Annotated in this window: 1 protein-coding gene; it reads left to right on the top strand. The window is 37.3% G+C overall.

Features of this window, described 5'->3' with window-relative positions:
• The first annotated feature begins 75 nt into the window (after positions 1-75).
• On the top strand, positions 76-15,114 hold the full coding sequence (locus MKX37_RS07910; protein WP_078421999.1) for a DUF7507 domain-containing protein: 15,039 nt from the start codon (positions 76-78) through the stop codon (positions 15,112-15,114).
• Positions 15,115-15,176: the final 62 nt, after the last annotated feature.

Here is a 15,176-nt window from a genome sequence, read left to right as displayed (position 1 = left end):
TTGTACATGTTTCCCTTTATCACTCACACACATATCCTATTTTGACCAAGACCATATTGTAAATGAGGTGACAACATGCCCATTACGACTCGATTTTCTACCACCACTAACGGCGCACTCGCTATTACAGGAAACACACTAGGTTTAAGTAAAATTAGCAATCTAAACCGTGCTGGTACAATCGGTGCAATTGGTGCATTCGTAACTACGAATACCGCTTTACAAGTAACTACTTTTCCTGCAGGTACAACGTTAAACTATACACAAAATAGTTCTACCGCTATTTTGAATATCCCTGCTGGTAGTACTATTCTTTACGCAGAACTCGTTTGGGGTGGAAACTATTTATCTCGGGATCAAAACATTACGAGTGTATTAGGAAACCCCGTTTCTTTTACAACACCTGTGTCAACATACTCAATTACCCCTTCGGCTGTTACAGCTTCAAATCAAACATTCGTTTCTGGATCTGTCACATTTGGATTTTACACACGATCAGCGGATGTAACGTCACTCGTTCAAGCTGCTGGATCTGGATCTTATACAACAGGTTCTGTTCCTGGACTTGTAGATCCTTTAGACGCTTCTAATGGAGCCATTAATTCTGCAGGATGGACGCTTATTGTCGCTTATCAAAACGGTTCCTTACCCGCAAGAAATTTAACAATTTACGTAGCTGGTAACCGCGTTTCTGTAGAAACCGGTAGTGCAGATGTATCTGTCTCAGGGTTTTTAACACCTGCCGGGGGACCTGTAAGCGGGAGATTATTTTTAAGTTCTACTGAAGGGGATGCTGATTTAACTGGGGATCAAGCTTTATTTGGACCAAATTTCAGTTCATTAAATGCATTATCTGGGCCAAATAATGCTGTTAATAATTTCTTCGGTTCTCAAATTAATAATGCTGCAGGGAACTTAGATACAACTGGTACATTTGGAACGCGAAACCAGAGTGCCTCTACAAGTACAAATATCTCCGCTGGAAGACAAGGATGGGACATTACTTCCATTGATATTTCTCCTTATTTAACAAATTCCCAAGTATCTGCCTCAATTCGTTTAACTACTAACGGGGATGCATATATGTTAAATACAGTCGGTTTACAAATCAATATAAACTCACCTAATATACAAGCAACTAAAAGCGTGAATAAAAGTGTTGCTACAATTGGAGATATTCTAACCTATACAGTTACTGTTCCTAACACCGGGCTTCTTCCTGCAAATAACGTTACTTTTACAGATGTTCTCCCTAACGGTACTTCCTTTATACCTGGAAGCGTAACGATAGATAACGTACCACAAACAAACGCAAATCCGGTCGCCGGTATATCTCTGGGGACAATTAATAATGGCTCTTCTCGTACAGTAGCTTTCCAAGCGACTGTCGTTTCTCTTCCAAGTCAAAATCCTATCTCTAACACTGCGAATATTACATTTCAATATACACCGATTGCCGGAGGAACGACTTTTAACGGTCTTGCAACAAGTAACTCTGCAGGAACACAAATTAACCTCGCAGATATTAATGGCACAAAATCAGTTAACAAACTTTTTACCGATATTGGTGAAACATTAACTTACAGTATTGCCTTAGCTAATATAGGAAATATCGCTGCAACTAATGTTATATATACAGATCCGATTCCTAGCGGGACTACTTTCATTCCAGGGAGTGTAACTGTTAACGGAGTTACTCAAGCTGGAGCAAATCCCGCTAATGGTATATCAATTGGATCTATTGCTGCAAATTCTACTACTACTATTTCCTTTCAAGTATTCGTTCCTTCTATCCCCCAAACAAATCCAATATTAAATAGTGGTACAACAACATATCAATACATTCCTGTACCAAATCAGCCGGCAGTAAGTGGAACTGATACGACAAATATTGTCTCCACTCAAGTGAATAATGCTACTGTAACAATGACGAAAGCAGTAGATAAAAACTATGCAGATATTGGCGATACCCTGACTTACACTGTTGCCTTTACAGGTACAGGTAATACGAATGCGAACAATGTTATTTTTACAGATGTCATTCCTACAGGAACAACTTTTGTCCTAAACAGTTTAACAATAGATGGCTCGACACAAGTTGGCGCTAATCCCGCTAATGGTGTGAACATAGGATCCATCCCAACTGGCACAACCAAAAGTGTTTCATTTCAAGTAGTAGTAAACACAATACCCGCGTCAAATGCCATATCTAACGGATCAAGCGCTTCTTATCAGTACACCGTTAACCCTAGCCAATCACCCATTATGAAAAACATTTCTTCTAACGTCGTTACTACTCAAATTAACAATGCGAATTTAACATTAACAAAGTCTACAAATAAACAATTTGCCACAATTGGCGAAACGATAAGTTATACAATCCTTATTACAAACAGTGGAAATACGGCCGCCAATAACGTTCAACTAACAGATCCACTTCCAAATGGAACGATATTAACATTAGGTTCTGTAACGCTCAACGGAGTTTTGCAAAATGTAGATTCTCTCGTTGCTTTACCTATCGGCACAATTCCTGGTGGAGCTACTTTCATCTTATCCTTCCAAGTAACAGTCATTAACATTACTGCACAAAATCCTATCATTAATAACGCTTTCTCCTCTTATATTTACACTGTAAATCCAAGCCTGCCACCAACTTCAAAAACAGCAAATTCTAATTCTGTTACATCAACAATTAGACTAGCAAATCTTCATGCTAATAAATCTGTAAGTCAAACGTTTGCGGAAATTGGAGATGTATTAACTTACACCTTTGCTCTTACAAACGATGGAAATGTTACAGCGAACAATGTATTACTATCCGATTCCATTGCGAATGGCACTTCCTTTGTACCGAACAGTGTTATAGTTAACGGTGTTACTCAGCCGGGCGCAACACCAGCTAGCATCAATATTGGTAGCATCAATGCTAATACTACAATTACAGCTTCATTCCAAATATTAATAACTAGTATTCCAAATCCTAATCCTATTTTGAATAGCGCTTCCATCTCCTATAACTTTATCGTTGATCCAAACGCTTCTCCTGTAAGTACAAACACAACTACAAACACTACATTTATCCAAGTTAATGATGCAAATGTAATTTCGGCAAAATCAGTGGATCGAGAGTTCGCTACTGTTGGAGATATATTAACTTATACCGTTATTTTAACGAATGCAGGAAGCGTTTCTGCTGATAATCCTACTTTCATAGATATAAATCCAGATGGTACTACCTTTATTCCAAATACTTTTCTTATTAATGGCGTTTTGCAAAACAATGCAGATCCAAATATCGGTGTCCTGTTACCTTCTATTCCTGCTAGCGGATTAATTACCGTTTCTTATCAAGTAACTGTCACTGCTTTACCAGCCCAAAATCCAACAACTAATTCATCGAGTACACAGTATAGTTTCGTTCTAAATCCAGGTGATCCACCAATTATAGAAACATCTTTAAGTAATACTGTAAGTACACAAATTAATTTAGCAAATGTAGTTATTGTCAAAGAGGTAGATTTAACTATTGCCGATGTCGGGCAACCAATCACATATACAATTTCCTTAGCTAACCTTGGCAATACTACAGCAAACAATGTTGTTGTTACCGATATAATCCCTCCCGGCACCACTATCGTACCAAATAGTATTTTTATAGGTGGCGCTTTACAGCTAGGTGCAGACCCAAGTACCGGCCTTCAAGTCGGCTCCATTCCTGCAGGTGGTTTTACAACGATTGTTTTTCAAATAAGTGCAAATGGGCTACCTTCACCAAATCCAATTCAAAATAGCGCTTCACTTCAATATAACTTTATCGCTGATCCAAATTTACCTGTTGTTGTGAAAAACGCTACTAGTAATATAGTAACTACACAAATTAATACTGCTAATATTGTTGCTACAAAACTAACGAGTACAAATTTCGCTGATGTTGGTGATGTCATATTATATGCGACTATTTTAACAAATAACGGGAATATCCCTGCTTCTAATGTATCGTTTACAGATATCATTCCAGCGGGTACCCTGTTCATTCCTAATACTGTAACGATTAACAATGTCCCTATAGCAAATGCAAATCCTGCTAATGGTATTTTTATCGGTACGATAGGAGCGAATTCATCACGAACCGTTGCATTCCAGGTTCTTGTACCAACTATCCCTGCTGTAAATCCGATTACGAATCAATCAGGCACAACATTCCAATATACGTACGATCCATCCAAGCCAGCTGTAATGCAGATGGTGGCTTCTAACACGGTACAGACAACTATTAATAACGCCTCAATTGCCGCTACAAAATCTGCAGATAAACAGTTTGCTAACGTAAATGATATTATTACGTACACGACTACTTTAACAAATAACGGGAATACACTTGCATCAAATATAGTATTTACAGATGCCATTCCAAGTGGGACTTCATTTATTCCAAATAGTGTAACAGTAAATGGTACTACACTCCCTAATATAAATCCAGCAAATGGCGTAGCAATTGATCCAATAAACCCCAATACAAATACAACAATCTCATTTCAAGTAATAGTAAATTCCATCCCTAGTACAAATCCAATCCCGAACCAAAGTAATACAACGTACCAATATGTCGTAAATCCTAACTTACCTCCTGCATCTGCCAATGCGTTAAGTAACGTAATAACAACTCAAATTAATAACGCTACGATCGTCGCTACTAAATCAGTGAATACACCGACAGCTGCAATTGGAGATATCGTTACCTATACGATTGCAGTTACAAACACAGGTAATATCCCTGCTAGTGCAAATGTTTTAACGGATGGGCTTGGCGCAGGAGCTTCATTTATCCAAAACTCCGTAACTATCAATAATGTTCCACAACCAGGATTAGATCCATCACTTGGTATTCACTTAGCAGATATTCCACCAGGTAATACTGTATTTATTGCTTTTCAAGCACAAATTTTAGCGATACCGCCTAGTGGCACATTAACAAATAATGCCCTTGTAAATTATGAATATACAGTGAACCCAAACCAATCACCTGCTGTTAGTAGTACAATTACAAACACAACGGTTACTCCAATTATTGATGCTACTCTATCTATAAATAAAACTGTCAATTCAACATTCGCTACTATTGGAGATACACTTACTTTCACTTCCACCATTACTAATTCCGGTAACACTACCGCAAACAATGTTATTTTTACAGATTTAATTCCAGATGGTACAACGTTTATTCCAAATAGTTTTACAGTAAATGGAACAACCATTCCTAATGCAAATCCACAAAATGGTATCAATATCGGTAACATAAATTCAAATGCATCAGTTATACTCAGCTTTCAAGTAAACATTGCAACGATTCCAAATCCTAATCCAATCCCTAATAAATCATCGGTTCAATATAGTTTTATTGTAGATATTAATGAACCACCTGTTTCACGAACAGTTAAATCCAATAAAACTTTTACACAAGTAAATACTGCTTCCGTTATCGCAACAAAAACTGCGAGTAGTGCATTTGCTGCTGTTGGAGATACAATTACGTATACAACAACCCTTACCAATAGTGGAAATACAATTGCAAATACACCTGTTTTTATAGATATATTACCACCTGAACTTTCATTCGTGCCTGATAGCGTACAAATTAATACCATCCCACAACTTGGATTTAGGCCAGATAGCGGGATTCCTTTAGACCCAATTCCAGTTGGAGGAACGACAACCATTAGTTTCCAAGCCATTGTCGGTTCAATACCAGCTTCAAACCCTACGATGAACCAATCTAGTACAACATACTCTATCATTGTTGACCCTACCGAGCCGCCTGTTACAGAAACGGCTACTAGTAATCCGGTCTTAGTTCAAATAAATGAAGCAATCATTCAAGCAACGAAAAGTGTGGATCGTATCTTTTCTGACGTAGCACCTGGAAATTCATTTTTAACGTATACTGTTTTATTAGACAATATAGGGAACACGACTGCTACTAATATCATTTTTACAGATCCGATTCCAAATAATACAGTATTTATAGAAGATAGCGTTCGAGTAGGTGGGGTTTTATTACCTGGAGTAAATCCAGCGAATGGGATACCAATTGGAGATATTATTGCAGGAGATTTTATAAACGTCACCTTCCGCGTGCAAGTAGTTAGTATTCCAAATCCAATTTTCACAATTGGGCCTGGGGGACCAAACTCACCGGTTGTAAACGGTGCTTCTATTAATTATCAATTTATGACAGGACCTAATTTACCACTCGTTTCACGAAGTACAACATCCAATTCTGTTTCGACACAAATAAATTCCGGGGAAATTGTAGCGGTTAAATCCGCGGATAAAAATTTCGCAACGATCGGCGATACAATTTTTTATACAATTACATTAAATAACCCTGGAAATGTCACTTCACAAAATATAATTTTCACGGATATTTTGCCTGATGGAACGACATTTATTTCCGGGACTCTTACAAGCGATTCTGGTACACAGCAAATTGGAAATCCAGCGAGTGGAATTCAGATTGGAAATATAAATCCCGGTAGCACGGCTACTATTACGATAAACGTACTTGTAACAAACATTCCAAGTATAAATCCAATCTCTAATTCTAGTTCTATACAATTTCAGCATATTGTTGATCCAAGTCAACCCGCTATAACACAAACCGTTTCATCTAATACCGTTACTACGACAATAAATAGTGCAATATTAACTACAACAAAAAGTGCTGATAAATCTATAGTGTCTGTTGGAGATACGATTACGTATACCACTACTATTACAAATACAGGGAATACAGCAGCAACGAATATAACATTCACAAGCGCTATTCCAGCTAGCACTACATTCATACCAAATTCAGTTACAGTAAATGGAGTTCAGCAACCTGGTGCGCAACCAGCACTTGGAGTAAATTTACCAAATATCGCACCCGGTGAAACAGTAACCGTTACTTTCCAAGTAAATGTTATTTCTGTTCCCCCTTCAAGCTCGATTATGGGTAACGATACAATTTTATATTCTTATACTGTTGATCCAAACGGAGCTCCTGCTACTACTTCTACTTCTACTTCAACGAATATTGTTACAAACCCTGTATTAGATGCTATGATTACGATAATTAAATCAGTCGATCAAACACTTGTAACGCTAGGTGATACCATTACCTATACGACAATTTTAACGAATAGTGGTAATACAAACGCAACTAATATTACTTTCACTGACCTTATACCAGATGGTACAACGTTTATTACTGATAGCGTTACAATAGATGGCATCACGCAAATTGGTCTTAATCCTAATACAGGTATAACGATTGGAGCAATCGCTCCTAACAACTCAATATCAATAGCATTTCAAGTTACCGCTACTTCTACTCCTGTTCAAAATCCTATTGCCAATTCGGCTAGTGCTTCTTACACATTTATCGCTGACCCTAATGCCCCTATTGTTTCAAGGAATGTTACTTCAAACACAGTGTTCACTACAATTAACACAGCTACCATTCTTTCATTAAAACAAGTCGATAAATCCTTTAGTCGTATTGGAGACACACTCACCTATACTGTTACTTTAACAAACAATGGAAACTCATCCGCACAAAATGTTATTTTCTCAGATACAATGCCGAGCGGAACTACATTTATTGCAAACTCATTTTCTATTAACGGGGTTTCTCAAAGTGGTGCGGACCCATCGAACGGTGTAAATATTGGGCCTATAACAGCTGGGTCTACAGTAACTGTTTCATTCCAAGTAAACGTGGCGTCATTACCAACCGAAAACCCAATTGTAAATTTCTCATCAACATCGTATCAATTAGTCTCACCGCCTGATGCAGAAACTTCAATTAGTAATCCTGTTTCAACACAAATTAGAGAAGCTATATTATCTATGACGAAAAATGAAAGTCTATCCTTTGCAGATGTCGGGCAAACTGCTTTTTACACTACTTCTATTGCCAATGTAGGCAATACGGATGCAACTAATATTGTATTCACAGATGTATTACCAAGTGGACTCACATTTGTTCCTAACACATTAACTGTCGATGGCATTTTACAACCTAATGCGGATCCAAATACAGGTGTATTACTTGCAGCACTTCCACCAAATGAAATATATAGTATCGTCTTTCAAGTTACAGTGAACAGCATTCCACCTATTAATCCAGCACCGAATACAGCATCAACGACATATGAGTTTACTGTTGATCCAGGTAATCCGCCGGTATCGAATACAGCTAGCTCCAACACTACACTTCTTCAAATAAACAACGCAAATATTATTAGCACAAAAACAGCAAATCTTACTTTTGCGGATGTTGGTAATACAATAACATTTACACTTAACCTTCCTAATACCGGGAATGTGGCTGCAACTGATGTAACTATTATCGATATTCTTGATAGCAATTTAAGTTTCATTCCAAACAGTTTCACAGTTAATGGGCAAACCATTCCAAACGCTGATTTGTCTACTGGTGTAAACATAGGTTCAATTAATGGGGGTAATACGGCAATCGTTACATTCCAAGCAACTGTTACTACACTTCCAACACTTAATCCAATTTCTAATTTTGCTTCTACCACATATCATTATGTCGTTGATCCTAGCCAGTCACCTATTACAACTTCCAATCAATCGAATACAACGACAACCCAAATTAATAGCGCTATCCTTACTGCACAAAAAAATTCAAATGCGGAAACGGTAGATATCGGGCAGGATATCGTCTACTCCGTTACAATTACAAATAGCGGAAATGTTAGTGCAACGAGTGTTATTTTTACCGACCTAATTCCAGACGGAACTTCCTTTGAACCGAATAGTTTTACACTTAACGGAATTAGCATCCCAAATGCAAATATAATTACAGGTGTTCCAATTGGTGATATCGCGCCAAACCAATCTGTCATCGTAGCATTTCATATTAATGCCAATGAAATTCCGCCTATAAATCCAATTTCCAACCAAGCTAGCGTTAGCTTCCACCATATCGTTAATCCAGCAAATCCTCCAGTTTCAAAAAATATTACTTCTAACAGCGTTACAACAAAAATTGAAAGTGCTATTTTAAACACTATTAAAATAGGAGATAAAGCTTTTGCAACTATCGGTGATACGATTACGTATACAACTACTATTACGAACACAGGAAATATCTCTGCTAACAACGTTGTTTTCTCAGACCCTATACCGACATGGACACAATTTGTTGCAGGATCAGTCATTGTTGATGGCACTTCATTACCATCCGCTTCTATCATTGACGGTGTTGGCATAAATACAATAACTCCAAATCAAATCGTAACAATTATGTTCCAAGTGCAAATCGTAAGCAATCCAACAACCTTCACACCTGAACTCCAAAACTTAGGATTTGTTAACTTCCAATATAACGTAGGCAATTCATTACAAGCTCAGCCTGGCAATGTGGAGACGAACGTCTTCGTTACTTCTATTAATTCAGCAATACTTTCAGCTGTAAAAACTGCTAATACAGCCTTTGCGAATATCGGAGACACAATCACTTATACAGTTTTGATTCAAAACAGCGGCAATACAAACGCTACGAATGTAAATTTCTCAGATCTTATTCCAGCTGGAACGACCTTTGTTGAAAATAGCTTTTCTGTAAATGGAAGTATCATTCCAGGGGCAAATCCAAATAACGGAGTTAATATCGGAACCGTTAGTACGAACAGTTCCTTAACTGTTACTTTCCAAGTCATAGTCACATCTACTCCACCCTCAAACCCAATTACAAACGTTGCATCTATTCAATACGCATTCATTGTTGATCCGGCAGCTCCTCCTGTTACAGGCACGATAAATTCTAATAGCGCTTCAACACAAATTAATAACGCGACTGTTACAACTGTTTTAGAAGCAAATCGAGCAATCGTATCTATCGGAGATATAATTACGTATACAGCAACATTAACGAATACTGGAAACTTCCCTGCAAATTCTGTATTACTCATTAACTGTGTTCCTGAAGGAGCATTATTCGTTCCAAATAGTGTCACGCTTAACGGGATTTCACTTCCAGGTGCAAGTCCAACTCTCGGTATTCCAGTTGGTATTATCGCACCAGGTGATTCTGCTACTATTACGTTCCAATTTCTTGCAAGTTCTATTCCACCGCAAGGAGCGATTATAAATCAAGCAATTACAAGTTACACGCATATTGTCGATCCAAGTCAACCTCCAGTTACAGCAACATCCTCATCTAATACGGTTAATACAGCTGTCGTTGATGCATCGTTATCCGCAATTAAAAATACAGATTCTCTCGTACAAACTACTGACGGTACAATCACTTATACAGTAGTCGTTCAAAATAACGGCAATACAACTGCAAATACAGTTACTTTAACAGATTTGGTCCCAGAAGGAACTGCATTTATTCCGAATAGCGTGACCATTAATGGCGTTTCAGTTCCAGGTGCCGATCCAAACGTAGGAATACCATTAAACTCCGTTGCGCCGTCAGAAATTGTCACCGTCACATTCCAAGTTATCGTTCAATCTATTCCAAGCGTGAATCCAATTTCTAATATAGCACGTATTGACTATACTTTTATCGCCGATCCAACCTCTCCTATCATCTCTCGAACAATTACGTCTAATCCAGCTTTCACACAAATTTCGGATGCGAATGTTCTTTCTTTAAAAGCAGTTAATGCACAACAAGCAACAACAGGTGATATTTTGACTTATACGATAACGCTAGAAAATACCGGAAATATTCCAGCTACTAATCTCATATTTTCAGATACTATTCCAGAAGGGACTACATTCGTAGAAAATAGTTTTACACTTAATGGAACAGCTATACTTGGTGCAAATCCAAATGTAGGGGTTGCTTTGCCTAACCTAGTAGCAAACGCTACTCACCTTATTTCGTTCCAAATTCTTATTAACGATTCATTCTCGCAAGAATCGATTACAAATCAATCCAATACAACATATTCAATTCAACCAGATCCAAGCCAGCCGCCTATTACTGAAACATCTACAAGTAATATCGTCATTACAAATTTCGTGCAAGCACAATTGACAATTACAAAAACGTCCAATCCAATAACTGTAGGTATTGGCGGAACTATACTTTATATTTCTGAAGTGAAAAATATCGGCAATGTTGACGCGATAAATATTATTTTTACAGATTCTATTCCAGCTGGGACTACATTCGTTTCCGATAGTGTCACAATTAACGGTGTCCTGCAGCCAGGTGTAAATCCAGAAAACGGAATACCACTTGGAACAATTCCAGCAAACAGTTCCAAAACGATACTATTTCAAGTGCAAACAAACAATCCACCTACTGAAACCGAAATTGTAAATCAATCTTCTGCAAATTACCAATATGTAAGTATTCCTACAGCTCCACCGGTGAATCGCTCTGCAAATTCTAACATTGTTACAACATCACTTCAAAATGCAAATATTATTTCTGTTAAAAGCGCGGATGTAACTTTCGTATCAATTGGGCAAATTATTACCTACACAAATACACTACAAAATATAGGAACCATTCCAGCTAACAATACCGTGTTTATTGATAACATTCCAGAAGGTACTATATTCATTGAAGATAGCTTATCAATAAATAATGTGATTCAGCCTGGCGCGAATCCTGAAAACGGAGTAACTCTCAGCACGATACAACCAAATGAAACAGTCACTATTTCATTCCAAGTACAACTTACAAATATACCGTCCGGCAATACAGTCATTAATATTTCAGACACTTCGTACGAATACCAAATTGACCCTAGCTCTCCGATTATTCAGCGTAGATCGTTATCAAATGCAGTAAACACGGAAGTGCGGACGGCAAATGTTAGTGCAATTAAATCCGCCAATAGATCCATTACACGCATCGGTCAAATCATCACATATACAGTCGCCGTTACAAACGCTGGTACAGTACCTATTACAAATACTCTCCTAATTGACGCAATTGCTGCTGGCACCACATTCGTTCCAAATAGCATCCTTGTAGATGGCATACCAAGACCTAACGAAAATCCAATTACCGGTATCAATCTTGGTATTATCCTTCCAAATAATACGATTATTGTTACGTTCCAAGTAAATGTAGTCTCTATACCTTCTCAAAATAACATTAATAATATCGCCGTCATTCACTATGAGTATCAACCAGACCCAAGCTTACCACCAATTTCAGAAACGACCTCTTCCAATACTACAAATATACAATTTATTGATGCTATTCTTATCGCTACAAAATCCTCTAATAAAGTATTAGCTAACATTGATGAAACCATTGAATATACAGTATTCATTCAAAATAATGGATCGACTACAACTAACTCCATCTTTTTTACAGATACTATCGAGGATGGAACTGTATTTATTCCTGGAAGTGTAATAGTTAACAATACTATAATTCCTGCAGCAGATCCGAATATCGGCTTTTCCATTCCTAATATCGCGTCAGGTCAATCGACAACAATAACATTCCAAGTTTCCGTTACGAATTTACCTGCTGTAAATCCAACACCTAATACTGCAAATATCGTCTACGATTTTATTTTCAATCCTGACTTTGCACCAATTCAAAAATCTACTACTTCCAATACTACTTTCGTTCAAATTAATGACGCTGATATCGTTTCACTGAAAACTGTTGATTTGACTTCTGTAACGATTGGTGACATTTTAACTTATACAACAACTTTAACGAATACAGGGAATACGGATGCTACTGCGGTTGTATTTACAGACAATATTCCTGATGGAACAACCTTTATAAACGGTAGCGTTTTAGTAAATAATATTCCTCAGCTTAACGCCAATCCAAGTGCCGGTATACTTGTAGGAACGATTGCTCCTAACATTTCTATCCCAGTCACGTTTTCCGTTACTGTGTTATCTCTTCCAGCTAGCGGTCGTATTCAAAATCAATCCACTTCTCGTTATACAATTAATGGTGAAGAACAAATATCGACTAGTAATATTACCTTCACTGAAGTTATTTCTGCTAATGTAATTGCAACAAAAACAACGCCTATCCAATACGCTGACCTACAAACTATCATCCCTTACACAATTTCCATCACAAACAATGGGAATATACAAGTAGAAAACATTATCGTTACTGATATCATTCCAGCAAATACGAGCTTTATAGAGAATAGTGTTATTGTGAATGGCAACGCTCGGCCAAATGACAATCCACTTAGCGGTATACCAATTGATAACATTCCGCCTAATACGACAGCAACTATTCTATTCCAAGTCCGGGTTACTTCCATTCCGCAAACAAATCCAATCTCTAACACGAGTACAATTGAATATGAATACACGGTACCAGATAGGCCACCTATTACCGAAACTATTATTTCATCAGCTGCCGTAACAGAAATTCATCACGCGAATTTAAATAGCAATAAAACTGTTGACCTTGCATTTGCAACGGTCGGTGATACGTTAACGTATACGATTACACTAAATCAAACTGGTAATGTTTCAGCAGATGATGTAGTCATTCAAGATATTATTCCTCAAGGTACTACGTTTATAGAAAATAGTGTCATTGTAAACGGAGAAACTGTTCCGGGAGTTAATCCAGTAAGCGGCATACCAATTGGTACTATAATTGTAGGTGGAGATGCCATCGCTTCATTCCAAGTAACTGTAACTTCTATTCCAACACCAAATGAACTCAACAACAAAGCAATTACTACTTTTAACTATATAGTCAATCCAAATAACTTACCTGTTACAAATACGACTACAACAAATACTGTCACAACAACTGTCCAAAATGATAATGTCGTTGCCATAAAATCTGTTAATGCCACGAATGCATTACCTAGTCAAACTTTAACGTATACAATTACAATTACTAATAGCGGTAATGTAACGATTGAAGACCTTCTTGCCATAGACACCGTACCAGTAGATACAATTTTCATTACTGGCAGTGTTACGATTAACGGGATCAATCAGCTTAATGCGAATCCTGAAAATGGTATTCCATTAGGAAACCTTGCTCCTAATGAATCTGTTGTCATTACGTTCCAAGTAACAATATCTTCTTCGACTATTCAAACTGCTATCAATAACGACGCTTCTGTTTCCTATACTGTTACCATTGATCCGAATGAACCACCTATTACAATTACAAAGCAAACAAATACCGTTACAACAACGATCGTTGATCCAATGGTGCGCATTGAGAAAAATGCTGACAAATCTTCTGTCGTTATAGGGGATATTATTACATTCACACTAGACGTATTTAATCATTCCCCAATTCCTACAGTAAGTACTTCCGTTTTAGATATGATTCCAGCTGGTACAACATTTATAGAAAACAGTGTAACAATTAACGGTACTCCGGTTCCAAATATTCGACCAGACACTGGTATTAACATTGGTTCCTTATCGGCAGATGGAGTAGCAACTATAACATTTAAAGTTCTCGTAACTTCTATCCCTTCAAACAGTACAATTATCAATTCCGCAACAGTTACAGCTGCTTTCCAATTGACACCACAGGATCCAATTATTATTTTCATTGTCAATTCGAATATTGTTCGTATACCAGTTCAATTTATAACGGCAGCAGTGATAAAAAATGCTTCCGTCAGCTCTGCTTATTTAAACCAATATTTTGATTATACAGTGCGTATTACGAATACTTCCGAGATTTCACTTTCAAATATTTCATTACAAGACACCATTCCAGCAGGTTTACAATTTATGAACGGTACGGTCTTCATTAATGGGGAACGCTCTCCACTAGCGAATCCGAATATCGGTTTCCTAGTCGCTACTAATTTGGAACCGAACGAAACAATTATCGTGTTATTCACAGTACAAGTGATAAGTCCACCTATTAATAATGAATTTAAAAACACGGCAAACGTTTCTTTACAACTTCAAGTCTCTCCTACCGATCCACCAATCACAGTAACCATTACAAGTAACGAAAACATCGTCACCTTCATTCCAAAAAATCCAGATGAAACACTTCCAAATTTAAATTGTTTCTTTGACGGTGAACGTTTCATACGCATTACTCCTCGAAATATACGAAATTACTTTTGGACTTGGATTTGGTGGCGTTAATCAAAAAAGAAAAAGCTTGTAGTTCGGATAATATCCAAATTACAAGCTTTTTTCATAAACAA

Origin of the sequence: Bacillus sp. FSL R5-0709 (genome assembly GCF_038004785.1) — a bacterium.
GTDB classification, from domain to species: Bacteria; Bacillota; Bacilli; order Bacillales; family Bacillaceae_G; genus Bacillus_A; species Bacillus_A mycoides.
This window is presented reverse-complemented; position numbering and strand designations above follow the sequence as displayed.

Coding starts and splice junctions, on each gene's coding strand:
- MKX37_RS07910 (WP_078421999.1), top strand. CDS start 76: ATGCCCATTACGACTCGATTTTCTACCACCACTAACGGCGCACTCGCT.